Annotated in this window: 30 protein-coding genes; 21 read left to right on the plus strand and 9 right to left on the minus strand. The window is 46.7% G+C overall.

Going from position 1 to position 25,360, the window contains the following annotated elements; all coding sequences use genetic code 11:
- Nucleotides 1-20: 20 nt before the first annotated feature.
- On the plus strand, nucleotides 21-602 hold the full coding sequence (locus ACW9JV_RS06860) for a TlpA family protein disulfide reductase (protein WP_457332656.1): 582 nt from the start codon (nucleotides 21-23) through the stop codon (nucleotides 600-602).
- Here the strand turns inward: ACW9JV_RS06860 and ACW9JV_RS06865 are convergent.
- Nucleotides 584-1,576 (minus strand): sodium:calcium antiporter, encoded by a 993-nt coding sequence (locus ACW9JV_RS06865; protein WP_457332658.1) that lies wholly within the window; start codon nucleotides 1,574-1,576, stop codon nucleotides 584-586. The genes ACW9JV_RS06860 and ACW9JV_RS06865 overlap by 19 nt on opposite strands.
- 341 nt (nucleotides 1,577-1,917) lie before the next feature.
- Between ACW9JV_RS06865 and ACW9JV_RS06870 the strand changes: the two genes are divergently transcribed.
- From ACW9JV_RS06870 to ACW9JV_RS06880, 3 genes are all read left to right on the plus strand, one after another.
- Nucleotides 1,918-2,190: a YciI family protein gene (locus tag ACW9JV_RS06870; protein WP_457332660.1), complete on the plus strand. Its 273-nt coding sequence runs from the start codon at nucleotides 1,918-1,920 to the stop codon at nucleotides 2,188-2,190.
- A gap of 13 nt (nucleotides 2,191-2,203) precedes the next feature.
- The gene (locus tag ACW9JV_RS06875; protein ID WP_457332662.1) at nucleotides 2,204-3,073 is read left to right on the plus strand and encodes an NAD(P)-dependent oxidoreductase; all 870 of its coding nucleotides are present in this window, start codon (nucleotides 2,204-2,206) and stop codon (nucleotides 3,071-3,073) included.
- A 100-nt stretch (nucleotides 3,074-3,173) separates the two neighbouring features.
- Nucleotides 3,174-3,728, plus strand: a complete 555-nt coding sequence (locus tag ACW9JV_RS06880) for an NADPH-dependent FMN reductase (protein ID WP_457332664.1) — start codon at nucleotides 3,174-3,176, stop codon at nucleotides 3,726-3,728.
- A 47-nt stretch (nucleotides 3,729-3,775) separates the two neighbouring features.
- Here ACW9JV_RS06880 and ACW9JV_RS06885 read toward each other — a convergent pair whose 3' ends face one another.
- Complete coding sequence (locus tag ACW9JV_RS06885) at nucleotides 3,776-4,324, minus strand: HD domain-containing protein (RefSeq protein WP_457332666.1); 549 nt, start codon at nucleotides 4,322-4,324, stop codon at nucleotides 3,776-3,778.
- A gap of 379 nt (nucleotides 4,325-4,703) precedes the next feature.
- Here ACW9JV_RS06885 and ACW9JV_RS06890 point away from each other — a divergent pair, with 379 nt between their 5' ends.
- The 7 genes from ACW9JV_RS06890 (at nucleotide 4,704) to pepF (ending at nucleotide 12,516) form a co-directional block, all read left to right on the plus strand.
- Nucleotides 4,704-5,906 carry a putative glycoside hydrolase gene (locus tag ACW9JV_RS06890; RefSeq protein ID WP_457332668.1) on the plus strand — a complete coding sequence of 401 codons (1,203 nt, stop codon included), beginning with the start codon at nucleotides 4,704-4,706 and terminating at the stop codon, nucleotides 5,904-5,906.
- 483 nt (nucleotides 5,907-6,389) lie between these two features.
- Nucleotides 6,390-6,962 carry a GNAT family N-acetyltransferase gene (locus tag ACW9JV_RS06895; RefSeq protein ID WP_457334625.1) on the plus strand — a complete coding sequence of 191 codons (573 nt, stop codon included), beginning with the start codon at nucleotides 6,390-6,392 and terminating at the stop codon, nucleotides 6,960-6,962.
- Between the two features lie 13 nt (nucleotides 6,963-6,975).
- Nucleotides 6,976-7,119, plus strand: a complete 144-nt coding sequence (locus ACW9JV_RS06900; protein WP_457332670.1) for a hypothetical protein — start codon at nucleotides 6,976-6,978, stop codon at nucleotides 7,117-7,119.
- Between the two features lie 373 nt (nucleotides 7,120-7,492).
- A complete protein-coding gene (spxA, locus tag ACW9JV_RS06905) occupies nucleotides 7,493-7,888 on the plus strand; it encodes a transcriptional regulator SpxA (protein WP_457334627.1) in 396 nt (131 codons plus the stop codon).
- 421 nt (nucleotides 7,889-8,309) lie between these two features.
- Nucleotides 8,310-8,975 carry an adaptor protein MecA gene (gene mecA, locus ACW9JV_RS06910; protein ID WP_457332672.1) on the plus strand — a complete coding sequence of 222 codons (666 nt, stop codon included), beginning with the start codon at nucleotides 8,310-8,312 and terminating at the stop codon, nucleotides 8,973-8,975.
- 424 nt (nucleotides 8,976-9,399) lie between these two features.
- A complete protein-coding gene (locus ACW9JV_RS06915) occupies nucleotides 9,400-10,566 on the plus strand; it encodes a competence protein CoiA (RefSeq protein WP_457332674.1) in 1,167 nt (388 codons plus the stop codon).
- Between the two features lie 129 nt (nucleotides 10,567-10,695).
- Nucleotides 10,696-12,516, plus strand: coding sequence for an oligoendopeptidase F (pepF, locus tag ACW9JV_RS06920; RefSeq protein WP_457332676.1), 1,821 nt, complete (start codon nucleotides 10,696-10,698; stop codon nucleotides 12,514-12,516).
- A 71-nt stretch (nucleotides 12,517-12,587) separates the two neighbouring features.
- Here pepF and ACW9JV_RS06925 read toward each other — a convergent pair whose 3' ends face one another.
- The 5 genes from ACW9JV_RS06925 to ACW9JV_RS06945 all read right to left on the minus strand — a co-directional run bounded on the left by ACW9JV_RS06925 (nucleotide 12,588) and on the right by ACW9JV_RS06945 (nucleotide 15,760).
- Nucleotides 12,588-12,764 (minus strand): hypothetical protein, encoded by a 177-nt coding sequence (locus tag ACW9JV_RS06925; RefSeq protein ID WP_457332678.1) that lies wholly within the window; start codon nucleotides 12,762-12,764, stop codon nucleotides 12,588-12,590.
- Nucleotides 12,765-12,831: 67 nt separating this feature from the next.
- On the minus strand, nucleotides 12,832-13,755 hold the full coding sequence (locus tag ACW9JV_RS06930; RefSeq protein WP_457332680.1) for a ClpXP adapter SpxH family protein: 924 nt from the start codon (nucleotides 13,753-13,755) through the stop codon (nucleotides 12,832-12,834).
- A 21-nt stretch (nucleotides 13,756-13,776) separates the two neighbouring features.
- Entirely contained in the window at nucleotides 13,777-14,160 is a 384-nt protein-coding gene (locus ACW9JV_RS06935) for a globin domain-containing protein (RefSeq protein ID WP_457332682.1), read from the minus strand.
- A gap of 276 nt (nucleotides 14,161-14,436) precedes the next feature.
- Nucleotides 14,437-15,099, minus strand: coding sequence for a lytic transglycosylase domain-containing protein (locus ACW9JV_RS06940; RefSeq protein WP_457332684.1), 663 nt, complete (start codon nucleotides 15,097-15,099; stop codon nucleotides 14,437-14,439).
- Nucleotides 15,100-15,154: 55 nt separating this feature from the next.
- Nucleotides 15,155-15,760, minus strand: a complete 606-nt coding sequence (locus tag ACW9JV_RS06945) for a CYTH domain-containing protein (protein WP_457332686.1) — start codon at nucleotides 15,758-15,760, stop codon at nucleotides 15,155-15,157.
- A gap of 177 nt (nucleotides 15,761-15,937) precedes the next feature.
- Here ACW9JV_RS06945 and ACW9JV_RS06950 point away from each other — a divergent pair, with 177 nt between their 5' ends.
- From ACW9JV_RS06950 to ACW9JV_RS06965, 4 genes are read left to right on the plus strand one after another with little or no spacing between them, the layout of a single operon-like run.
- Nucleotides 15,938-16,318 (plus strand): UPF0738 family protein, encoded by a 381-nt coding sequence (locus tag ACW9JV_RS06950; RefSeq protein ID WP_457332688.1) that lies wholly within the window; start codon nucleotides 15,938-15,940, stop codon nucleotides 16,316-16,318.
- A gap of 30 nt (nucleotides 16,319-16,348) precedes the next feature.
- The gene (locus ACW9JV_RS06955) at nucleotides 16,349-16,978 is read left to right on the plus strand and encodes a GTP pyrophosphokinase (RefSeq protein WP_457334629.1); all 630 of its coding nucleotides are present in this window, start codon (nucleotides 16,349-16,351) and stop codon (nucleotides 16,976-16,978) included.
- 24 nt (nucleotides 16,979-17,002) lie between these two features.
- Nucleotides 17,003-17,803 carry an NAD kinase gene (locus ACW9JV_RS06960; protein WP_457332690.1) on the plus strand — a complete coding sequence of 267 codons (801 nt, stop codon included), beginning with the start codon at nucleotides 17,003-17,005 and terminating at the stop codon, nucleotides 17,801-17,803.
- Nucleotides 17,804-17,807: 4 nt separating this feature from the next.
- A complete protein-coding gene (locus ACW9JV_RS06965) occupies nucleotides 17,808-18,695 on the plus strand; it encodes an RluA family pseudouridine synthase (protein ID WP_457332692.1) in 888 nt (295 codons plus the stop codon).
- A gap of 6 nt (nucleotides 18,696-18,701) precedes the next feature.
- Here the strand turns inward: ACW9JV_RS06965 and prpE are convergent, their stop codons facing one another.
- Complete coding sequence (gene prpE, locus ACW9JV_RS06970) at nucleotides 18,702-19,442, minus strand: bis(5'-nucleosyl)-tetraphosphatase PrpE (RefSeq protein WP_457332694.1); 741 nt, start codon at nucleotides 19,440-19,442, stop codon at nucleotides 18,702-18,704.
- Between the two features lie 100 nt (nucleotides 19,443-19,542).
- Between prpE and fabI the strand changes: the two genes are divergently transcribed.
- From fabI to ACW9JV_RS06995, 5 genes are all read left to right on the plus strand, one after another.
- The gene (fabI, locus tag ACW9JV_RS06975; protein WP_457332696.1) at nucleotides 19,543-20,325 is read left to right on the plus strand and encodes an enoyl-ACP reductase FabI; all 783 of its coding nucleotides are present in this window, start codon (nucleotides 19,543-19,545) and stop codon (nucleotides 20,323-20,325) included.
- A gap of 116 nt (nucleotides 20,326-20,441) precedes the next feature.
- On the plus strand, nucleotides 20,442-21,275 hold the full coding sequence (gene glcT, locus ACW9JV_RS06980) for a glucose PTS transporter transcription antiterminator GlcT (protein WP_457332698.1): 834 nt from the start codon (nucleotides 20,442-20,444) through the stop codon (nucleotides 21,273-21,275).
- 187 nt (nucleotides 21,276-21,462) lie between these two features.
- Nucleotides 21,463-23,520, plus strand: coding sequence for a glucose-specific PTS transporter subunit IIBC (gene ptsG / locus ACW9JV_RS06985; RefSeq protein ID WP_457334630.1), 2,058 nt, complete (start codon nucleotides 21,463-21,465; stop codon nucleotides 23,518-23,520).
- Nucleotides 23,521-23,642: 122 nt separating this feature from the next.
- Nucleotides 23,643-23,729, plus strand: coding sequence for a YjcZ family sporulation protein (locus ACW9JV_RS06990; RefSeq protein WP_084413961.1), 87 nt, complete (start codon nucleotides 23,643-23,645; stop codon nucleotides 23,727-23,729).
- Nucleotides 23,730-23,898: 169 nt separating this feature from the next.
- Nucleotides 23,899-24,381: a hypothetical protein gene (locus ACW9JV_RS06995; RefSeq protein WP_457332699.1), complete on the plus strand. Its 483-nt coding sequence runs from the start codon at nucleotides 23,899-23,901 to the stop codon at nucleotides 24,379-24,381.
- A gap of 45 nt (nucleotides 24,382-24,426) precedes the next feature.
- On the opposite strand, the gene ACW9JV_RS07000 is transcribed toward ACW9JV_RS06995, so the two are convergent.
- Nucleotides 24,427-24,906 carry a CotY/CotZ family spore coat protein gene (locus tag ACW9JV_RS07000; RefSeq protein ID WP_457332701.1) on the minus strand — a complete coding sequence of 160 codons (480 nt, stop codon included), beginning with the start codon at nucleotides 24,904-24,906 and terminating at the stop codon, nucleotides 24,427-24,429.
- A 200-nt stretch (nucleotides 24,907-25,106) separates the two neighbouring features.
- Here ACW9JV_RS07000 and ACW9JV_RS07005 point away from each other — a divergent pair, with 200 nt between their 5' ends.
- Nucleotides 25,107-25,346, plus strand: coding sequence for a hypothetical protein (locus ACW9JV_RS07005; RefSeq protein WP_457332703.1), 240 nt, complete (start codon nucleotides 25,107-25,109; stop codon nucleotides 25,344-25,346).
- The last annotated feature ends 14 nt before the right edge of the window (nucleotides 25,347-25,360 follow it).

The raw sequence follows: 25,360 nt of genomic DNA on the forward strand, positions 1-25,360 counted from the left end.
CATGAAAGGAAGGATCTTTCATGCGATATTTCCAGAAAAGACTGATGTTTTTAACCCTGTGCGGTTTAATATGTATCACCGGTTTATTTTATCAGGCATCTTATAATCCGGCAAAACAGGCTGCGGGATACCCGGTTTCTCAAAGCGGGGAACAAGTAGCGGATCTGGAGCTTACGGGAATCAACAAACAGACCTATCAGCTTGGTTCTTTTATGGACAAACCGCTGCTGATCACCTTTTTTGCGACCTGGTGCGGCATCTGTCAACGTGAACTGCCACAGCTTTCCTCTTATCACGAAAAGCATGAAGGAGAATGGAATATGGCAGCTGTGAATGTCACCACACAGGAGTATGACCAGAATGATGTATATTCTTTTGCACGTAACGCCGGCCTGAACATTCCTGTACTTTTGGACACGAAGGGAAAGGCGGCAGAAGCCTTCCGGGTAAGGGGAGTTCCCACCTCCATTTTACTGAATGAACGCGGCGTGATTCTGAAAACATTTTACGGCCCAATTGAAAAAGAACAGCTGGAAGAAGAACTGACGGGAGCAGACGTGGAACGTTCCAGCCGGATTCCTTATCAGAAAATAAAAATGTAATAAGATGTTATAAAATATAGGACAACAAGAAGCGCTGATGGCCAGGGATAAAGGCGGACCCCTTTTTTCCGGCCCCTCAGTACGGAAAAAAGGACAATGGCTGCCAGTAGGCTGACAGCACCTGCTGTGATCTGATGAACGGGATTGGAGGCAGCGATGATCGGTCCGTGGAAATAACCCATATCACTGACAGCCAGCAGGATCATATTAAACAGATTGCTTCCAAGAATGGAGCCGAGTGCAAGATTGTGATTCTGCAGCTGTAGAGCGACAAGAACTGCAACCGCTTCCGGCAGCGAAGTGGAAGCTGCAATCAGAAAACTTCCCACAAAACTGGAGCCAAGCCCTGTCTGTACCGCGATCTGATCCCCTGTCACAGTCAACAGCGATCCCGCTCCGAGAATAACAACAGCAGCAATAATAAATCCGGCCTGCGCATGTTTTAATGATAAGGCATAAGCAGGAGAAGCTTCTTCATCCACAGCCGGGGCTGCTTCCTCCGCAGGAAGGCTTCCGGTTTTTTTATTGATGAAGATGATCCCCGCAATATAGACGGAAAGAATCAGTAAAGAATCGAGCCCTATCCCGAATAGAGAAAGGTCGGTCCGGATAAACAACGCTGCCAGGACGAGCAGTGACAACAAAATACCCAGAGACGCCGTATAAGCGTGGGACACATCAGTTCGTGAAAACAGCTTCTCTTTACGGTAATAAAGATCAAATGCAGCGATAATCAGTAAATTGAACATGTTGCTGCCAAGGACGTTTCCAACGGCGATGTCCGGATTGTCAAGAAAGACAGCGGTCAGGCTGGTGGTCACCTCCGGCAGGGACGTAGCTCCGGCAAGTAAAAGAGTACCGACCATTAAACCGCCCCATGTTGATTTTACACTGATGACGTCAGCATACGTGGATAATTTAACGGCAGCCGTAACAGTAATAACTGCCGCTGCAACAAACAGAAAGAAAATCATAGATTCCACTCCTTCTTGGGGGAAGACAATAATATAAAAAAGACCCTTTTATAAAAAGACCGGAAAAGAGACTCCGATCCTTTTATAAAAAGGTCTTGCGTACTTTAACAGCAGCTCTGAACCTGGTGCTGTAAAGTTCAATGAACCGAGTGCATGAAACATGCACTGTCATGACGATTCATTAATCCTATTGGACGCTACTCCCCTTCTTATTCCATAATAAACGTACCACCAAAACCAGATCCCGTCAATGAAAAAAAACAGGATTACGAGGCAGGAATATCGGGAAAAAACCGCAAAGTATTACAACGCCAAAAAATTTATCAGAAAGGAGAAGCTGTATGAAACTATTCGCCGTACTGCTTCCATTAAAAGACAAAGAATTAACACAGACCTACAGACCTGACCATCTCCAGTTTCTCGAAGAACAGAGAAATAAAGGGAATGTCGCTGCCAACGGGAAATTCACCGATGGGAGCGGCGGCCTGGTGATATACCGGATGGCTGATAAAGAAGCCGTTGAAGAAAAAGTCCAGCAGGATCCGTATGTGAAACACGGCGCCCGGGATTACCACATTCATGAATGGGAAATGGTCTCCAGTGAATGGAAGTAAAAGGAGGAACACAATGAAAACACTTGGGTTTATCGGATTGGGGAATATGGGCATGCCGATGGCCCGCAACCTGGTACAGGCCGGCTGGCTAGTATATGGTCTCAACCGGTCAAAAGAAAAAGAACGGACGTTTGTAGAGTTGGGGGGACGAAGTGCAGAATCCCTATCCGTCATTGCAGAAAAAGCGGATATCATTATGACCTGTCTTCCGGAACCCGCGGATGTGGAAGAAGTCCTGTCGGAGCTCTTGGAAATGCAAACCAATCATCCACTGATCATTGATTTCAGTACGGTATCCCCCGCTCTTCATGAAGACATGGAGAAAAAGGCCGGCCGCGCGGGAGCACGGTATCTTGATGCACCGGTAAGCGGAGGGACAGCAGGAGCAGAAGCCGGAACACTCGCAGTGATGTGCGGAGGAGAAGAGGACGTTTTCGAAGAAGCCCGCCCGCTGTTTGATGTGCTTGGCGCCAATATTACCCATACCGGGCCGGTTGGCAGCGGCACAAAAGTGAAGTTGATAAATCAATACATGGTCGGTATGCATACCGCTGCCGTTGGAGAAGCCCTCCATCTCGCTTCACAATCCGGTATTGACCAGGAACTGCTGTATCGTGTTCTCAGTGAAAGCTTTGCGCAAAGCAAAATTTTCGACCGGCATTACCCCGGGTTTATTTCCCAGGACCGCTATGAACCTGGTTTTGCTCTTTCCCTGCTGTTGAAAGACCTGAATCTGGCCGGTGAAATGGCGGAAAATGCCGAAGTGCCGCTTCAGGCAGGTGCAAGAGTCAATGAATTATTCACAGAAGCAGAAAAAGAAGGCTTCGGCGGCAAAGATATGAGTGCTTTTTACCAATATACAACAGAAAGAAACGATTCATAACAGAACACGTGCCGGGCAGATTTCTTTTCATCCCTTCCGGAATCCGTTACAATAATGGCTGTGTTTTAAAGAATACATGAATCATTTGGGAGGGATGGCAGTGAAAATCGCTGCGGTTGTAGGAAGCACGAGGAAAGACTCATTTAATTTAAAACTGGCTCATTTTATGAAAGAGCGCTATAAAGACCGGTTTGATCTCGATATTCTGGAAATCGGACATCTGCCGTTTTACAACCAGGACGAAGAAACAACCCCGTCTGCTGAAGTGACTACATTTAAAAAACAGGTTAAGGATGCGGATGCGGTATTGTGGGTCACCCCGGAATACAACGGAACCATTACAGGCGCCATGAAAAATGCCATAGACTGGCTGTCCCGTGTAGACCAGGTGATGATCGGAAAGCCGTCGTGGATCATCGGTGCATCTATGGGGGCACTGGGAACAGTGAAAGCGCAGTCGCATCTGCGTGATATTCTGTTTGCACCGGGACTCTCTTCGCAGGTTCTGCCGGGGAACGAAGTGTTAATCGGATCGATTCATGAAAAAGTGGATGACAATGGTTATTTGACCGACGAGGGTACCATTGCTTTTCTGGACAGCACCGTGGAAAATGTCGTTCCATGGCTGCAGAGACAAGCCGTCGTTCGAAACTAATGGCAGTTATACAAAGATCCCGACCTTCCCGGTCGGGATCTTTCTTTTCAGGCTTCGCTGGCCTGTTCTTCTCTGGATGGTTCGAGCGATTCGTCGATACGTTTATCCAGTTCCACGATTTTACGGCGGGCTCCGTTATCTGAAATGCTGCGGTAATGATGCCTGCCTTCCGGTTCTTCATCGAGTTCATCCGCTTTGGCTACAATCTGCTGCAGCGTACTGAGCTGCAGCTGCTCGTGCCCGACAGGGAGGAAAGAGTCTGTATGAAGAAGCACAGCCACGGAAATTTCCTTGGCGTGAACCGGATCTTCTCCGAGGCGGATCAGAAGCTTATGAGCCCGTTCCGCCCCCTTTATCGCATGAATGTCGTTATTTTTGTATAAATCAAAATCCCATTCCCCGTCGCGGTACCAGGTATAGTGTCCCATATCATGCAGAAAAGCGGCTTTTGCGGCCAGATCTGGATTGGTTTTATTTTTTACGGCAAGGCGGAAGGCATGATAAGACGCAGCAATAGCATGAGCCAGCCCGGCGCGTTTTACATATTTCTGTGTGACCGGGTGCTCGTATATCTGTTCCAATGTTACGTTTCTCATCCATATCCCTCCTGCTCGCTCTGTCAGTAAATATATTTTTACAATTATAACGACTTTCGCAATGAATTTCAATAAAAAATATTTAAAAGATCAAACATAGGAATAACCGGCATATAATAAAGCAGGGATCTGGAAAAGGAGAATAGTCGGAGAAAGACAGGCTGGCATATTTTTCTTTCGACCTATTGGTGAATGATGAAAAACTATGTATAATTTTAATAGAAAATCATTTAATGTGAAAAAAGATGTAATATAAACCTTCCTTCAATGGGGGCAATCGGTGCGGAAGCGTTCGTTTATTTTCGCTGTAAAGCGGCGAAGTGGAAGGATAACGAACATGCTGCACGCGTTACTATAATAAAAAGAGAGATGGGAAACGATGAAAAAATTCTGGGTGCCTCTGGGAGCTGCGGCGCTGGCCGGCGGAATATTCTGGTTGTCGGACGATACAAACGGGGAAGAACATAAATCAATTACGTATCACACACATAAAAAGACAACGGAGATAAATAAAGAAATGCAGGAAGATATGTCCCGGTTTTATTATGACAGCGGGTATGATTTCACATACCCGGAGAATGGAGTGAAAGGCACGTATGTGACCGGACACTCGGCAGGAGGTTCGCGCTTTAACGAGCTGATTGAACTTGCCAACAGTACGGAATTGAACTCGATGGTTATAGATATCAAGGATGATTATGGCAACCTGACGTTCAAGCCCGGGGAAGACATTGATCTTCCTGAGATCGGCAAAAACATGATCAGTGATCCGATGGAGATGATGAATAGACTCGAGGAGAATAATATTTATCCGATTGCCCGTATCGTAGTGTTTAAAGACACGGTTCTTGCGGAAAAAAGACCGGATCTTTCTTATCGGAATAATGGAGAAATATGGAAAAACGGAAATGATGAAGCATTTGTTAATCCGTATCAAAAAGAGGTATGGGATTATAATGTCAAGATAGCAAAAGAAGCAGCGAAAATGGGATTTCAGGAGATCCAGTTTGACTACGTCCGGTTTCCGGAAGGGTTTGAAACAAGGGATGAGAAGCTGACTTATTCGCGCGGAGATTATGGAGGTGAAGGCAGTAATGTAGAACAGCGTGTGACAGCTGTAACTGATTTTGTGAAGTATGCACGCGAAGAACTGAAGCAGGATTTTGATATTGATGTGTCCGTGGACATATTCGGCTATTCGGCGACTCTGGAACAGGCTCCCGGCATAGGGCAGAATTTTTCAAAAATTGCAGGCAACGTAGATGTCATTTCATCGATGATTTACCCAAGCCATTGGACACCTTATTTCGGTATCGATAAACCGGACCTTCATCCTTATAAACTAACAAAAGAATATGCAAAGGTTGAAAACAATGTGCTGCAGGAGCTGGATCAGTCTCCGGAGTCACGCCCGTGGATTCAGGATTTCACCGCAAGCTGGCTCGGGTCCGGAAATTATCAGGAGTACGGGAAAGAAGAAGTGGAGGCTCAGATCCGTGCACTGAATGAACAGGGCATTGATGAATTTCTGCTTTGGAATGCCACCAATAATTACACGGAAGGGGTGGACTACACTCCGTAAATAAGGGAAGTTGTACCAAAAAGGTACAGCTTCTTTTTTAGTGTGCCCGGCATGCGCATACGCTATAGGGTTGAAGTCGTGGGATGGAATCTGCCTGGTTTTTCGTGTTCCAGCGCCCGGCTGCCTTGTTTTTTGGGTCAAGGGCCATGAGGACACTGGATGTTCAAGTGATGCTTATAGTATCCTCAAGGGGTGTTCTTGGGGATACTGTGTTTCCGTTGACGGTTGATTAGTGGGGCCATGCGTCCGCTTGAAACCACCGGGATCTGGTTTTAACGCCGCAGTGTCCACAAGAAGTGGTGTTGAGGATACTATGTTCCCCTTTCCGGATACTGATGGGCGCAGCGACTGGGGGGAAGACGCCTGCTGATTTCCCGTTTATTTTTCGGGAATGTGCAGAAAATAGTTGAAAGAGATGTGCAAGGACGGGTCATTCGATATATAATGGAGGAAAGAAGGTGAACGGAGGTTTCCATGGAACGCATGAATTGGTATGAAAAATTAAATCAGTACTTTCCCGTGGAAGAAATGAAATCAAAAGAGCATATGGAACTCCTCCTGAAAGAAAAAGGTGATATTTATCACAAGGAAGAAGGCCCGGACCATGTGATCATGTACGTCGAAACCGATGATTTTATTTTTATTGATTACCTTTTCGTTTCCAAAAATGCGAGGGGAAAAGGCTTGGGCATGAAACTGATCGAGAAACTTAAGGAACGAAAAAAACCGATTATTCTCGAAGTGGAACCACTGGATTACGAAGATACCGATTCGAAAAAGCGTTTCCGTTTTTATGAAAGAGCGGGATTCCGCCAGGCGAAGGCCATCGGCTACCATCGAAAGTCGCTTGCAACAGATAAAATCAATCCCCTGGAGATACTCTTCTGGTCCCCGGAAAATGAATCGGAAGAAGGTATTTTTGAAAAGTTGAAACACACGTATAAAAATATTCATACGTATAAAGATAAGGAACTGTACGGAAGGTCTTATCAGGCGGCTGAAGAAGTGTTATCCTATGATGAATCAAAAGAGAGAAATAATCATAATCAGGAATAGGAGGGAAGATAAGATGAAAAATAAAGACAAACAGAAACGCCGGAAAAAGCGTAAGGTGTTAAAAGATCTTCTTCCCGGCAATTTAAAAGACTGGAAGAAGGTACCAGGGGGCGGCCAGAAACCGACGACTCCTTCAAGTATGAAATCCACCGCCTGATTCAAGAGAAATCACAGGACATCAGGAAGAACTCCGGGACAGCCCGGGGTTCTTCCCGTGCTGCGGGCATTGTCATATTTTATTCACAACTTTTTCCCAGGAACGTGTTTTATCAAACAGAAAAAGTGGAATGAGAACAAAACGGGTGCTATTTTCAATCACGGGAATCTATATCACAGAGGTGTAATACTTATAAAAGCGGTGATGGCAGGGAAAAGAGAAAATAATAAAAGGTTTTTGTTTATTAAAAACACTTTTCAAATTAGAATAATTATTGTATAATGAATCTGTGTTGAAATGGCATGAAACATCATACAGCATAGAATTCCTTCATTGACTTATCTGGCGGATGAAGAAGGGAGAGATGAACCAGATGGTTACATTGTTAACATCTCCAAGCTGCACGTCATGCCGAAAGGCAAAAGCTTGGCTGGAAGAATATAATATACCGTTTGAAGAGAGAAATATTTTTGCTTCGCCATTAACGGTGGACGAAGTTAAGGAAATCGTACGGCTCACTGAAGATGGCACGGATGAAATTGTATCAAAACGATCTAAAGTATTCCAGGAGCTTAACGTAGAATTGGAAAGCCTTTCCCTGCAGCGCTTATTTGAATTGATCAGCGAGCATCCGGGACTGCTGCGCCGTCCGATTATTTTTGATGAGAAGCGTCTACAGGTTGGATATAATGAAGCAGAAATCCGCAGGTTCCTTCCGCGGAAAGTACGCACCTTCAACCTGATGGAAGCCCGGGATATGGTCAACTAAAAAGCGGAACAGGAAAACTTCTACTTTTTTAAGCAGTAGAAGTTTTTTTGTTTTCATGTCCGTAAAACCTTTGTTATCCTTATTATAGAAAATCAATTCCTTTTCGCCGGAAAAGGATAATGAAAATTCAATTTGAATATGGTAAGGGTAAATCAGCATTTAACTATTGACAACACAGTTTCTTTCCTTGAAAATATACATTTAATAGCAGGGAAGACCGCGTTTTCTCTTTTCATACGCTCCGCTCCCTCAAAAATATCGACGGGATGAGCATTGGTCCTTAACAACCGGCATCGTTCTCGTATAAAATAACAGTAACACGAGGATGCAGGTTACAGGTGCCCGTCAAAGGGTATGATGGTAATAAATAGAGAAAACATGGAAGCGGAAGTCACCTTACCTTCAAAGGAGGGAGAAAATCGTGGAAATCGAAAGAATTAATGAATCGACGGTCAAATGCTATATCTCGTACAAAGACATTGAGGATCGGGGATTTGACCGGGATGAAATCTGGTATAACCGGGAACGCGGGGAAGAGTTATTCTTCGAAATGATTAATGAAGCCCATGACCGTGAAAATTTTGAAATTGAAGGCCCGTTGTGGATTCAGGTCCAGGCCCTCGATAATGGTATGGAGATTGTGGTGACACGCGGCCAGATTACCGATGGAAATGTAAAGCTGGAAATTCCGGTATCCCAGAACAAAGGGGAAGATATGCCGGTGGATGATAATATTGTCGATATGCTCGATGAACAGTTCCGTTCTTCCCAAAAATCAAGACAGGCTCACGGAGATTCCGATTACCTTGAAATTGTCATCTCCTTTGATGATCTGGAAGACCTCCTCGCATTAAGCCAGGCATTTGCCCCTGCGGGAGTTCAGAATGAAATTTATCATTTTGAAGGAACGTACTATTTATATCTGATGTTTGATAATCAATATTCTGAAGATGAACAGGACGACATGGTCAGTCATGTCCTTGAATATGGGGAAGAGTCCGACGTGTCCATCTTCCGTATACGCGAATACGGCAAAACGGTTGCGGCATCCAATGGACTGGAGACCCTTCGGAAAAGTTTTTCCTGACAAACGTGCAGAGGATAGGACAAAATTATAAAATGAATGAAAAATTCCGAACGATTCTTAAGTGAATCATTCGGAATTTTTGTTTTGCATCCTACAACGCTTCGTCAATACACTTCGCTTTCCACGGGGGCAGCCTGCTTTTCTAACCAGCGGAGGTCGACCACGGAGACTCCTATGGGGGGGGAGGACGAGCTGAAGATCCACTTGATAAAGCGGTCTTCTTTACCAAGTTAGCTGAAGCCGTCCCCATGGAAAGCGCAGTGGCCGGCCGCAGCGAGCTAGTCGTTTATTCGGGTTTTCAGTTGGCTTCTATCCTTTTGTCTCAGACTCATTTTTTAGGCATTGAAAAATACAGGGATCTTTAAATAAAGGAGGTAAGCAGATATATGTCGAAGTAGTTGCAGCACAGAAAGGAGCATATAACATGTACAGTGCTGTTACAAAACAGGGCATCCAGATCATGCTGCATCCCGGCAGCTGTACTCCCGTATCTGCTTCTCCCCCGTATTACTGCCCCGTCTGCAGCGAAGAAGTGATTTTGAAACAGGGGATGGTACGGCGGCGGCACTTTGCCCACCACCGATTTTCTTCCTGCCAGTCTGCTGCGGAATCCGAGGAACATCTGGAAGGGAAAGCAGTGTTGTATCAATGGCTCGAGCGTGGAGGCGCCGCACCGGAGCTGGAGGTTTCTCTGCCGATGCTGCAGCGCCGGGCTGACCTTCTGTTTACCTGGAAAGGACGGACCTATGCTTTGGAATTTCAATGCGCTTCCATCACAACAGCGGAAGCTCTGAAGCGGACCCAGGATTATCTCTCCCACGGCATCACCCCGATCTGGATATATTCCTCCTCCCGCCTTCGTTTTCATGGATCTTCCGGTTATTCCATCCACGATTTTGAATGGACTGGTCTTCGGGAGGACGCTGCAGGACTTCGGACTGCTCTCACGTATTTTTCTCCAAAGAATCAGTGTATTTACTTTCTCTATCCCCGTGCTGCTTCTTCCATGGTTGTTACTTACGCAGATATATATAGTGCCGGGCTCACTTCTCTAGCTGTTTCCAGCTTGGTCCACCTGCCGAATGTCGAAGCGGGAAAAAGAACATGGCTCGGAGCATGGCTTAGAAAGAAGAAAGGATGGAGATACTCCCGCAGCCGCTGGCAGCAACATAGCGACAGTCGTTATGTGCGGACCTTGTTTGCCTCCCGCCGTTCAGATATACCTTTTTTCCCCGCAGAAGCAGGATGGCCTGTCGAAGGATCAGCTTTTATCGACACTCTTCCGCATTACTGGCAGAGCATTGTCCTTTTGTCTTTCCTTGATGTTCTCCCCCTTTACGACTCCTTTTCTTTCCAAACCGCAGTGGAGCAATTTCACATAGCTGCAGATGATGTTCTCCGAGTGAAGCAGTCTCCCCTCGTTAAAAATCAACTCGAAACGGCCCTGAACCAGTACTTCATGCTGCTGACAAGAACCTCTCTGCTCCAAAAAAAAGGCAGCGGCTGGCAGAAAATAAATCATGTGTATCTGCCGCGTTCGATTGACGAAGGGTATTACATGGATAAACATTATCATAACCGCATATTTTAGAAAGGAAGCATCCCTTATTTTTTCACACCCGGGTATCGTTTCAGCGCCAGATCCTTCTTTTTAAATGCAAACGTTGGTTTTTCGTTCCGGTGTCCGGTAAAATTGGAAGAGAAAGATGGAGGTGTTGGAATGAGTACACAGGAAACAAAACAACTGCCCAAACGAGAAGAAGTACCAAAAGAATGGACCTGGGATCTTGAGGATATATTTTCCTCTGATGAAGAATGGGAACAGGAATTTGAAGCAGTGAAGGAATTTATTCCTGCCATGGAATCATTTAAAGGGACGCTTGGTGAATCAGCGGAACAGTTATATGGATGCCTGAAAACCGAAGATGAACTTGGAGCCAGGTTCGGCCGGCTGTTTTCTTATGCTCATATGAGAGCTGACCAGGACACAGGCAATTCATATTACCAGGGACTGGAGGACCGTGCATCCAGCCTTGCTGCAAAACTGGGGCAGGCTCTTGCTTTTGTAACACCGGAGATTCTGTCCATTCCGGAAGAAACGCTTGCAGCTTTTATCCGTGAACATGAAGGGCTCGCCTTCTATAAACAGGCTCTGGAAGAAATAAATGAAGAACGTCCTCACATTCTCCATGAATCGGAGGAATCGATTCTTGCCCAGGTATCGGAAGTAACAGCCTCTCCGGGTAATACATTCGGGATGCTGAACAACGCGGATCTGAAATTTCCTTCCATCAAAGATGAGGAGGGGGAGGAAGTGCAGGTTACTCACGGCCGTATCCTGCGATTCCTTGAAAGTGACGACCGAAGGGTACGCCGGGATGCGTTCAAGGCCGTCTATGATACGTATGCGAAGTATAAAAATACATTTGCCAGTACATTGAGCGGGGAAGTGAAAAAACATTTGTTCACCGCAAGTGTCCGAAATTACGACTCGGCGCGGCAGGCGGCACTGAGTTCCAACCACATACCGGAAATTGTTTATGATCAGCTGGTGGACACTGTCAATAACCACCTGCATCTGCTTCACCGTTACGTGCGGCTGCGGAAACGGGTCCTGGAACTGGATGAGATTCACAATTATGATCTTTATACCCCGCTTGTGAAAGACGTGGATATGAAAGTGACGTATGAAGAAGCGCAGAAGCAGGTACTAAAGGCTGTGGAACCGCTCGGGCAGGAATATGTAAACAAGGTGGCGGAAGGTTTCCAGAGCCGCTGGATCGATGTCTATGAAAATGAAGGAAAACGAAGTGGAGCCTATTCGTCCGGAGCTTACGGGACGAAGCCCTATATTCTCATGAACTGGCAGGATAATGTGAACAACATGTTCACCCTCGCCCATGAACTGGGTCATTCCATGCACAGCTTCTTCAGCCGCCGGGCCCAGTCGGTACGTTACTCCGACTATACCATTTTTGTAGCGGAAGTGGCGTCCACTGTGAATGAAGCGCTCTTGAATGACTACCTGCTCCGAACGACAGAAAATAAAAAAGAGCGGATGTATTTGTTGAATCATTTTCTGGAAGGCTTTCGGGGCACGGTTTTCCGTCAGACAATGTTTGCTGAGTTCGAACAGCTCATTCATGAAAAAGCAGCCACTGGTGAGCCTCTCACACCGGATGTACTGGAAAAAGAATATTATGCCCTGAACGAAAAGTACTTTGGCGGCGACATGACAGTAGATGAAGATATTGCTCTGGAATGGGCGCGGATCCCTCATTTCTACATGAATTTCTACGTGTATCAGTATGCGACCGGCTACAGCGCGGCCGCTGCATTGTCGAGACAGCTGCTTGAAGAAGGAGAACCTGCTGTCGAACGATATTTGAACTTTCTACAGTCCGGCAGCTCCGATTATCCCATCCAACTTCTGAAGAATGCCGGAGTGGATATGACTTCCGCGGCCCCTGTAGAAGAAGCGATGAAGCTGTTTGAAGAAACGCTGGATGAAATGGAAGAACTCCTGGAGACTGAAGAATAAATAAAAGAAGTTCCTCTGCCGGTGCAGGCAGAGGAACTTCTTTTATTTATAAATGATGTACCATCCATTTTCTACTTAAAACGAACGCCTTTAAAGCGGCGGCGCTCATTGTAAAAAAAGACCGAAAAGAAAATAGAAAGATATAACAGCAAAATGCCGGCCAAAAGCGGAAACATTCCCATTATGCCGAGCAGAAAGAAGCAGAAGCTGATCAGAATACTGAAGATGCCCAAGAGTACTTTTTTCATAACAGGCTCCTTTCTCCATATTGGTTGTACCATCGTATGGAAAAAAGGAAAACATTATGTCCTGAGCTCAGGAGGAATGGATGATCCGCCATAATGTACCGTGTTTAACCGGAACCTGTTCGATTTTCTGCTGCAGGGCAAGCTCATTCAGTCTGGCTTTTGCGACCCGCTCACTCCAGTCATACACGACAGCCACTTCTTTCGTAGCAACAAGCTCATATTCTTCCATGAAATCTTCCAGGCTCATTTTTTCTCTCGGCACCGGCGTTTCACCAAGCATCTCCTTCATGATCTCCACATAAACTTCGAAAGAATACAATCCGGAAACCTTGACCCCGCCATCTTCCACACGGTCGTTAAAGAAAAGAAAAGTCGGGGCTTTTTCGATCTCCATTTCCTTTGTTGTTTTGGCGTCGCACTGCAAAGCACGCACCGTGCACCTGGAATGAATGTCCTTTTTAAATTCAGCTGTGTCCAGGCCGACAAGCTCTGCGCATTCCATCAGGACAGATTCATCGGCAATATTTTTTTTATCGAGAAACAGCATTTCCCGCAGCCGTCTAAAAAACACTGTGCCGAGCTGGCGCCCCTGCATTTCAGCAGCCTTTACGGCAATGGAAGGGGCGTAGGAGGAATAAATCGGATTTTCCAGCCAGATATCTCCATCGCACGGCATCCCTGTTTTGGCAGCTGTCTGCTCGTACAGATCAGCCATATTCTTTTGCGTGGCTGTCCCTTTGTTTTCTGAAACATTCCATGCATCCAGGTGAGCTGCTACAAAAAAACGGACAGAAAAATAGTGGCTGTATTCGAGAATCAGTTTTTTCAAGGTCGGTTCAAACGCCCAGCATTCCGGGCACAGCGGATCGACGAACACATAAAGCTCCAGTTTTTTGGATGATGGTGATTCGATTACAGCACTTTCTTCAGGAGAAAGACCGCAGATTCCCAGCTTTTCATTACAATCGAGCTGATTATCTTTTTTACTCACTGGTCCGTACTCCTTTCTCTGTTATTCTTCCGGTGTATTTATCATGTGGTGTGCAGTCATGGTTAAACGCTGAACAATTTCTTCACGAGCTGGTCCTTCCAGCTCTATTTCATCCATAGCGTCTTCCATGCATGAGAGCCAGGCAGACGCTCTTGTTTTGGTAATCGTAAACGGAAGATGTCTGGCACGGAGCATTGGGTGGCCGTGTTCCTCTGTATAAAGGGCCGGCCCCCCCAGAAACTGGGTAAGAAACTGTTTCTGTTTACGTGCTGTCTCGGTCAGGTCTTCCGGGAAAATCGGGATAAGATCCGGATGGTTTTTCACGTTCGCATAAAAGGTATCGACCAACTGATACAGAACGTGCTCTCCCCCTATTGTTTCGTAAAGACTTTCCTGCTGTTTCATGTTCCACCTCAATACGTGAGTAGTGCATCGATACTTTGTTCAAAATAACGAGTGGAATGGAAAAATGCAAGAAAAAAGGTTCAGGGAAATGATACCGGATGTTTTCCATCATTATCCATTTATATAAAGCGGCCTGCATATTACAGGAAACAGCCGCGCAGATTTTCTCACATTTATTTCATTTCTTAGTGTATATTGTAGCAATGCTGTTACATGACAGCAAATAATATGACTGCATCATAAAAGGAACGGGCCCGCGGCGGGGCCCGTTCCATATTAAGTCATACGGTTATAGTTGTTGAGAACGGAGGGAACATAAGACTGCGTTTCAGAAAATGGTGGAATACCGTCGTACCGGTCTACATTACCGGGGCCGGCGTTATAGGCAGCCAGGGCCATAGTGGTATCTCCATCGTATTTATCGAGCATCTGTTTTAAATATTTCGTTCCACCTTCAATGTTTTCTGCCGGGTTGTAGGGATCCTTAACATTCAAATAATTGGCGGTCCCCGGCATTAACTGCATCAGACCCATGGCTCCGGCGTGACTGCGGGCCTCCGGGTTAAAATCGGATTCCTGCTCAATGACAGCCCGGATGAGATCTGGGTCAACTCCGTATTTTTCCGCATTGGTCTGAATGGCACTGGTATAGTCCCCGGAGGATGACAGTTTTTCCTCGGCAGCATAAGTGGAGGATGATACGGGTGGCTCCGGTGATGCAAAATAATGTGCGCTTTGCCCGGCATTCAAAAAAAGGCTGTCCCCGGGTTCAGAGGGAGTTCCGACAGCAGATGTGCCGGAGCTTGTCATGGCCTGTTCCAGATACGTCTGGAACGGGGTCAGAAAAGAAGAAACAGCGGGGCTCCTCCCATTTGCGCCCGGCATTGCATTCATCCGTCCAAGTGTATGGAGTAATGCATCAATCGTCAATGGTTTCACCTCACCTGCACGGTAGTGTTAAAGAAAATATAGCAGATCTTTCTCCGGAAAACAATCAGCTCTCGGGGGTTTCTCCCGGTGTGAGCTCCTGCTTACGCTGAAAAAAACGCTTAATTTTATTCGGAGTGTTCCGCAGAGGGATATTCTGTTTTTTTAAGACTTCGTCGAGCCAGGTTTCCACTTCCTGTTCAGACGGCCCTTCGATTTCGATCTCAAAGTCTTCTGTATCCAGATACGTGCTGTGATCAAAAAACAGGATTCCGGTTTTATAGGAAAGCTGGGCACGCAGGGTTTCCAGTGTACCGAGCCGTGTAAGGTGGTTTGGGTCGATGTTCAGACTTCCGGTAAGGGTGGTTTTCACTTCACCTTCCGGCAGCCCCCGGCCGGTGAGTACTGATTCTGCTTCTTCCTGTGAAAGGGACTGGTTTGTTTCAAGAAGGCCTTCGAGGGCGGGTTGTTTCAGGGTAAGAACCATGCTGTTATTTTTTTCTCTTACGCGAAGGGCACCTCCCTGTTTTTTAATTCCTCCGTCCGGTGTGTCAAAATAAGTGTTTGCCTGACGTTCAAACTGCTGATTTGTAACGTGGAACGTTTCACACAGCTGGTGGAATTCTCTTTCGGTCAGCAGATTTTTTTTCTCAATTTCGGTTTCACGGCTCATGAATCGTCCGTCCCTTCTTTTCGTGTTTATTGTAAAGACGTACAAGCTTCTTATATGGTATCATATCGTTTGGAAATCGTTGTACATATATCAGGAAAAGTGTGGGAAACAGGCTTCTCTAATCACGTATGGAGTTATGGTAAAATGAAGGACAGATGGATGAAATGAGGTGTACCTATGGAGCATGTATTAACCGTGACGGAATTTGAATACAGCAAAGATGCTGTGTATCTTATACCTATCGAAGACTGGCCATTAAAAGAATGGACGGAGCTTGAAGACGGGGGGAGAATGCTTGCTGATTCGGATGCCCTGGCTTTTGTATACACATTGGAGGCACCCGAGTCTTTCGTGCAGCTCCGCCTGCCAAAGCAGGTATGGCCTGCCTTAAAAAAAGCATATGAACAAGAGCTGAAAGTATGGGTGAAGGGCCCTGAACTGCTTGAGCTTCCCCTTTTCCCGGGAGAACTGACCTTTATTCTCGATAATGTACCGGGAAACGGAAACTATGGCAGTACGATGGTGGAAGCAGTGGAAGATGCATTTCAGCTGAAATAGAACGATGCAGAAAACAAGGTGGTGCTTGTTATCAGTAATTGGGATACATTTTTAACGCCCTACGTCCAGGCAGTGGAAGAATCGAAAGTGAAACTAAAGGGGCTGCGGGAACAGTACCAGCTCTCTTCCAAACATACGCCTATCGAATTTGTGACCGGACGGGTAAAACCGGTGACGAGCATTCTGGAAAAGGCACAGCGCAAAGATATCCCGCTGGATCGGATCGGCAGGGAAATGCAGGATATCGCCGGTGTCCGTCTGGTGTGTCAGTTTGTAAATGATATTGATACGATTGTTGAATTGATACGCTCCAGATCCGATTTCAAAGTGGTGGAAGAAAGAGACTATATTAAACGTAAAAAAGAGAGCGGCTACCGCTCGTATCACATGGTCATCGAATATGCGGTCCATACCATAGACGGTGAAAAAAATGTGCTCGTAGAGCTGCAAGTGCGCACGATGGCGATGAATTTCTGGGCGACAATTGAACATTCCCTTAATTATAAATACAGTGGTGAAATACCGGATGAAATAAAAGAACGGCTGCAGCGGGCAGCAGAAGCGGCGTTCCAACTGGATGAAGAAATGTCCAAAATAAAAGGAGAGGTCCGGGAAGCTCAGCAGATCATTACAAAAAACCGCGAAGGATCTTCAAACTAATTCCAACAGCAGGGAGGCAGTACCATGCATTTTACGGTGACATCCCGGGGAGATGACGTATCGAATGCATTACAAAAAGACATTACGTCTAGCCTGGAAGAACACGGTTTGACTGAAGACGCCGGGAAGCCGGATGTGGTCATCAGTGTCGGAGGCGATGGAACCCTTCTGGAAGCGTTCCACAGCTATCATGAGCGACTGGATGATACCTGTTTTGTCGGTATACATACCGGACATCTCGGATTTTATGCCGACTGGCAGCCGGAAGAGGTTGAAAAACTGGTGATCCATATTGCCAAGACACCGTTTCAGGTAGTGGAATATCCCCTTCTGGAAGTAGTGGTCCGTCATTATGATTCTAAAGACTCCGACCGCTATCTTGCATTAAATGAATGTACCGTCAAGACACTGGAAGGATCTCTTGTCTGTAATATAGACATAAAAGGGGAACCATTTGAAACATTCCGGGGGGACGGCCTCTGTATTTCCACGCCATCCGGTAGTACGGCATACAACAAAGCGTTGGGGGGCGGGATCCTGCATCCTTCGCTGCCTTCCATGCAGCTGACGGAAATGGCTTCCATCAACAACCGGATTTACCGGACCATCGGCTCTCCTTTAATACTGCCCCAGCATCACACCTGTCTGTTGAAGCCGTTGAATGATGTGGAAATGCAGATTACGGTGGATCATATGTCGATGGTGGATCAATCCATTAAATCCATTCAGTGCCGTGTAGCCGAAGAAAATGTAAGGTTTGCACGGTTTCGTCCTTTTCCCTTCTGGAAGCGTGTGAAAGAATCATTTATTGGAGAAGGGGAGTAACAGGATGGAAGGCTTCCATAAGCTGGAATGGTCCGTTCCCCGGGAAGCAGCCGGCAGACAGGTGAAAGCCTTTCTGAAGCAGGACAAAAAAATGTCGGGAAGCACGTGGAAAGCAGTAAACCGGGAAGGGCGGCTGACGAAAAATGATCATCCTGTATCAGGGAAGGATCAGGTTCAAAACGGGGATGTCATCCAGGTTTATCTGCCGCAGGCTTCTTTCCCGGAAGGCATTCCTCCCGCCCGGATTCCTTTGGATATCCTGTTTGAAGATGAACATCTGTTAGTGATAAACAAACCGCCTTTTCTGCCTACCCTGCCTGGACGAGGTATGGAAACCAATACGCTGGCAGGGGCGGTTCGTTTTTATTATGAAAAACAGGATATACAAGCATCTTTCCACGCAGTGTCCAGGCTTGACCGGGAGACAAGCGGCATTGTTACCATTGCCAAGCACCGGTATGCCCACCAGCGGCTGGCCGGCTTTTTTGAAACATACCCCGGCATGAAGAAGTATATTGGTATAGCAGAGGGATGCTGGTATCCGTCGGAGGGCTTGATTGACGCGCCGATTGACCGCAGACCTGACAGCATAGTGAAACAGCAGGTGACCACTCACGGCAAAAGAGCAAAGACCGGTTTTCATGTTATGGATAGGAGGAATGGACGTTCGATCGTCCGGTACACTCTTTTCACGGGACGTACTCATCAAATACGGGTGCACAGCGCCTATGCCGGTCATCCAGTGCTTGGAGATGATCTATACGGTACAAAAACTGAGGAACTGCAGCGTCAGGCACTGCACGCAGAACGCCTTCGTTTTATCCATCCGGTGAAGGAAACATGGCAGTCATTTCAAGCTCCAATGCCGGAGGATATGCAGCATCTTCTCTAATACCATTCAGGCAAAGCTGCGGAATTTTTCAGGAACAAACGGCATGGTGGAAGGAACCTGTGTGAATGTCATTTCAGGGTAATGCAGGCCGGTTAAGTATCCTCCAAAGACACATCCGGTATCTATATTCACCGTATGATGCAGCAACCGCGGCTCGGATACGGGAGTATGGCCGTATACAATCAGGCGTCTGCCGGTGTAACGGGCAGCCCAGTCCCGCCGTTCCGGTGTGCCGTCTTCGTTTGCAGCACCGGTGATGTCCCCGTAAAGAACAAACGTTTTAACATTTCCGCCGCTCTTGCCGATGTATTCTTCGGGAATGCCGGCATGAGCGGCAACTGCCCGGTCTTGATCGAGGCGGAGGTAAAGGGGAGCCTGTTCGTACAGTTTCATAAACCGAAGACGGATATTCCGGCTCATCTCAGAAGGAAGGGCGTCCAGTTCCCTGATCGTTGTATCAAGGCCTCCCGTGATTTTAACGGGGCGTCCCAGAAAATAGCGGTACAGCTTGTCACAGTGATTGCCGGGAATGTACAAGGCGGTCCCGGCCTCCACCATATCGGAAACAAGGTTAATAACGCTGATGGAATCAGGACCGCGGTCCGTCAAATCGCCGATAAAAACAGGGGTTCGTCCGATTGGATGAAGAAAAATATCCTCTTTTTTTTCATATCCGGCTTTAAAAAACCAGGATATCAATTCCTGATAACATCCGTGTACATCGCCGATGAAATCAAACGTCTCCAATTCGGGACCTCCTTTCTTCCCCTATGGAACAATGCTATAATAAGCGTAACATTACCTGTTAAGAGCAACCAATCAACGAGCGTTAAAGGAGCGATAAGACATGAGTCTTTCACTGGAAGGAAAAACCTACGTCATCATGGGAGTGGCGAATAAACGCAGTATCGCCTGGGGAATCGCACAGAGTCTGTCCCAGGCCGGCGCGAAACTTATTTTTACATATGCCGGCGAAAGAATGGAAAAAAATGTCCGTCAGCTTGCGGATTCCCTGGATCAGGAAGAGTCCATCGTCCTTCCCTGTGATATAACAGATGATGCGGAAATTGAAAAAACATTCCGGGATATCAAGGAAAAAGCGGGTGCCATTGACGGTCTTGCCCACTGCATAGCTTTTGCAAACAAGGAGGAGCTGGACGGGGATTATATGAATACGACCCGTGATGGTTTTATGCTGGCCCACAGCATCAGTTCCTATTCATTGACGGCTGTGGCCAAAGCCATCCGGGAAATCGGTTTAATGAATGACGGAGGTTCCATTGTCACGATGACCTATCTCGGAGGGGAGCGGATCGTAAAGAATTACAATGTGATGGGCGTAGCGAAAGCTTCTCTTGATGCCAGTGTGCAGTATCTTGCCAATGACTTCGGCGCAGATAACATCCGTGTGAATGCTATTTCCGCCGGACCGATCCGGACCCTGTCCGCCAAAGGTATCGGAGGGTTTAACGATGTTCTTCAGGAAATGGAGGAGAAAGCACCGCTGAAACGGCTCGTCACCCAGGAAGAAGTCGGAGATACCGCCCTCTTTCTTATGAGCGATATGGCACGTGGTATTACCGGCGAGACGATTCACGTAGACGGTGGTTACAATAAAGTAGGGTTGTAAGCGAAGCTCTAAAAACACCGGTTCGTCCAATTGGAGGAGCCGGTGTTTTTTGTTGACGATGTCAGAAATTGCAGGTAAGATGATGGACTGAGTCCGATTGGAGATGGGGTTGGTCTATGGAAGTGAAAAAAGTACTAAATAATAACGTCGTCATTGCCCTTCATCCAGAGTTTGAAGAGGTCATTTTAACCGGGAAAGGGATCGGTTTCGGGAAAAAAGAAGGAGATCCTGTGGAAGAAAGCGGCGCAGAAAAATTTTTTGTGCTGAAAAATGAGCAGGAGCAGGAACAGTATAAACAGCTTCTTATTGAAGTGGATGAGTCGTTCATCGGGTGCATGAATGACTGTATGACTATGCTTGAAAACAGATTTCAGGTGCAGCTGCACGAACATATTCACGTTGCATTGACCGATCACCTGTATTATGCGGTTCACCGGGTGAAACAGGGGATGGAAATCCGGAACCCGTTTCTGCAGGAAACAGAACTTGCTTATCCTGCTGAATATCAGGCTGCCCGTGACCTGTTATTCCATCTCGAAACGTGCACGGGAATTTCCATGCCGGAAGGCGAAATAGGTTTTGTGGCCCTCCACATCCATACTGCATTGACTCAGCGCTCGCTTCAGGAAGTGAACGAACATACCATGCTGGTGTCAGAGCTTGTGAAACGAATTGAAGAAACGCTTGATATTTCGATGAATACGAAAGACCTTGATCATCAGCGGCTGCTGCGTCATCTGCATCAGACTCTGGAGCGTATTCAGAACGAAGACTACGGCGATGAACCGGAATCATTAAAAAATGTATTGAAAAATGAATATCCGTTATGCTACAATCTTTCCTGGAAGTTAATAAAAATTATGCAGCAGGCATTGAAGAAACCTGTGCCGGAAAGTGAAGGGGTTTATTTAACCCTCCATTTGCAAAGGCTTTCAAGGAAAAATCAATAAATCATTCCATTCATTTCCGTGTGACTGGTAAAGCAGGCATGAGAGAAATGGCTGGTTCGTTTGAAAAGAAACAGGATACGTATATGGATACGTATATATTCCTGCGTTTCTTTTGAGCGGACTGCCTTTCTCTCATGCCTTTTTTATTTCTTCTGCGGCTGCACAAACTTATGAAGGGGGAATTATGATGTGGAAAAAAGCGTTTGGTCTGCTTCAGCGCATCGGCCGGGCATTAATGCTTCCTGTCGCGCTGCTTCCGGCGGCGGGGCTGCTGCTTGCGATCGGTACGGCGATTCAGGAGGAGAACATGATCAACCTGATGCCGTTTCTGGAAGCAGAGGTGTTTCAGTTTGTATCAGAATTGATGAAAGAGGCCGGAGGAATTGTATTTGACAACCTTGCCGTCCTGTTTGCAGTCGGGGTCGCGATCGGTCTTTCCAATGGGGACGGCGTAGCCGGCCTGGCGGCTCTTATCGGCTTTTTCATTATCAATGTGACGATGGGAGTAGTCGAAAATGTTTCGGCAGATATGACCGGCGATCCGGCGTATGCTGAGATACTCGGTATTCCGACGCTGCAGACAGGTGTATTCGGAGGTATCATTGCCGGGATTCTCGGGGCGTTTATGTACAACCGCTATTATAATATTGAACTGCCCCAGTATTTAGGATTCTTTGCCGGGAAACGATTTGTTCCGATTGCCACTGCGTTTGGAGGGCTGATCGTAGGGGGGATACTCACATTCGTCTGGCCGCCTGTTCAGGACATGCTGAACAGCATGTCCTATCTTGTGACCGAATCCAATACAACGATTTCGGCGTTTATTTTCGGTGTAATTGAACGGGCACTGATTCCATTCGGCCTGCACCACGTGTTTTACAATCCGTTCTGGTATGAATTCGGTTCGTATGTGAACGCTGCCGGGGAAACGATTACGGGCGACCAGCAGATCTTTTTCGCTCAGTACCAGGACGGCGTGGACGAATTTACAGCCGGAACGTTCATGACAGGGAAATTTCCGTTTATGATGTTCGGTCTGCCGGCTGCGGCGCTCGCGATTTATCACTGCGCGAAAGAATCCCAGAAAAAATATGTCGCAGGGATTATGGGGTCGGCTGCTTTAACTTCATTTTTGACAGGTATTACAGAGCCGCTTGAATTCAGCTTTCTGTTTGTGGCTCCGGTTCTGTTCGGTATTCACACTATTTTTGCAGGATTATCCTTTATGACGATGCACCTGCTTGATGTCAAAATCGGCATGACCTTCTCCGGAGGGGTTATCGACTATATTCTCTTTGGCGTCATTCCCAACACCACGCCGTGGTGGCTTGTCATTCCGGTAGGGCTGTGTTTTGCCGTCATCTATTACTTCGGGTTCCGATTTGCAATCACCAAGTTTAACTTAATGACTCCGGGGCGCGAAGAAGAGGCCGATGACGAAGAGAACGGCTCAACGGACGCTTCCGGCGGCGGGGAACTGCCGTACAACGTGCTTGAAGCATTCGGCGGAAAAGAAAACCTGAAAAATCTCGATGCCTGCATTACAAGACTGCGCATTACGGTCCATGACAAAGGAGAAGTAAATAAAAACAGGCTGAAGAAGCTTGGTGCATCCGGCGTCATGGAAGTCGGTAATAATGTACAGGCGATCTTTGGTCCGAAATCCGATGCGCTGAAATCACAGATGCAGGATATTATTGAAGGCCGTGCTCCTTCTGCTCCATCAGAAGAAACACCTGAACTGGATCCTGATAAAGAAGCAGAGCCAGCCGTAAAAATTGAAGAAGGCTCTTCGATTGTTATCGGAGGTATTGTTGATGGTACGTTGATGCCGATTGAAGACGTTCCGGATGATGTATTCTCAGGTAAAATGATGGGCGACGGCTTTGCAGTAAAACCGGAGAACGGCGAATTTGTGTCTCCGGTAGACGGCACGATTCATAATGTGTTTCCAACCAAGCACGCCGTGGGTATAAAAACCGAGGAAGGCCTCGAAATTCTCGTTCATATCGGTCTGGATACGGTCAATATGAAAGGAGAAGGGTTTGACGTACACGTAGAAGAAGGCAGTGAAGTGAAACAGGGGCAGCCTCTTGTTACCGCTGATCTTGACCTGATTGAGGAAAAGGCATCATCCACGATAACACCTGTTGTCTTTACCAACCTTTCCGAAGATCAGAAAATCCATGTGGAGAAAAAGGACAACATGGAAAAAGGGGAAGAGAAGACAGCGCAGGTAAAATAAGGGACGGTGTTTTTAGGCAGACACCTGATTCCAGCATGATGTTGAACCAAAGGTGTTCCATATGCATACAGCTATCGTGAGAGGCATATCTCAATCTTCCTTAGAAAGGGAGGAATAGTCTGATGTCCCACGGTTATAACAACAGCTTTACGCTTATCGTTGTTCTGTTCATCCTGCTTGTGATCGTTGGGTCTGCCTACGTTTGTTAAACGCAGCTACTCGAAAAAAGGGTTCCGGATTCCATCGTTATGGACCGGAGCTCTTTTTTTGCATTTGACCACAGTCCGCTTCCGGTAACAGATAAAAATGGTATGAAGCAGAGGAACGCGCATATAATGACTTCAGGAGAAGATTGTATGCCGAGGGAGGGGTTTCAAGATGGAACAGGAAGAACATGAACAAAAACAGGAGGCCGGTCCTTTATATTACATCGAACAACCTGCTTTCACCCCGTTAACAGGGCCCGGACAGACTGTTTCCATTAAAAAGAATGCGGGAACAAAAAAACGAAGAAAAGGCAGTGCCGGAAAAAATAATCGCACCATGAAAGCAGCAGAAGAATCGATAAATATGGAACCGCGTGAAACCGAGGATGAAAAGGAGGACCCGGAGGACCCGGAGGACCCGGAAGATACGGACAGGGAAAATCCGGAACAGACGATCCGGGAGCTTCTGGAATATATAGAAACGCTTCCCCATTTTCTTCACCCGGTAATAGCCTGTGAGACAAAAGACCAGTATGTACAGGGAGATATTCTGGATACGACAGAAGAAGAAATAACGTTCAGGGACAGAAGAAATTTCAATGAAATCGCCATACCGGTGAAAGATGTGACCCGGATGCATATTGTCAGTCTGTAACGAAAAGAATCAGCCGGATGGCTCCGGCTGATTGTGATACACACTTTATTTGCAGTGATGATCGATATCGCCGACAAGGTTTGGATCCAGGCACTGGATGGCACAGAAACAATCGAGGTCGACTTCGATGCAGTAACGGGTTCTCTCCAGTTCATCGACATCGCATAAAGACGTCGGATCCACGCAGCACTTATCGAAATCAAGTTCACTGTCCGGACGGAGCAGGGAAAGAGTCGCGCAGCAATTGTCTTCATCGATGTTTTCGACACGGAAGAAAACCGTCTGGAAACAGTCATTTCTACCAACGGCCCCAACGGAATAAAAATATTCTCCTTTTTTTGTCTGCAGAAGAAATGGAACGGTGTCGAGCCCGTTATTGTTACCGGCAGGGCTTAATAAACTGTTAAAGCAGCTGTTTCTGCAGTCGCCTCCGTTGTTGTCCACTTGATCCTGAGCTTTTTTGATGGCGGCAACAGCATCGCAGACGCAGCTTCCTGCAGCGTCATCATGTTTTCTGCATCCCATTAGATTCACTCCTTTAGCTCTCATTTCCTTATCATCATATATCTACAGCCCGGAAAAGGTGTATGATATTAGACAAAGAAACTATAAATGGGCGTTTCCCACGCTCAAAAAGAGGATTAAAAAAATGAAATAAGGGTATATGATAACTAACCACGGTACACATCAGTTTGTTGACGGAATAAGATGGAAGAGGTGATATCATGGGATATGTTGCACCTGTTGCCAATGAAGCCGCTGTGAACTATGGAAACCGCAAAGTGGACCAGGAACCGGCTGTGGCCCGGCTGGACCGGGTACAGGAAGCGCTGTTTCCGGCACTTCGTGATGAGGATGAACGAAATGCTTACCGTCATGAAGAAGAAAGACTTTTAACGGGTAAACGAAAAGAAATAGAACAAGAGCTCTATGGCAAAGGGGAAAAGCTGGATCTTCAGGCATAATAAAAGCAGCTTCA

This window comes from Salibacterium sp. K-3 (assembly GCF_054052005.1).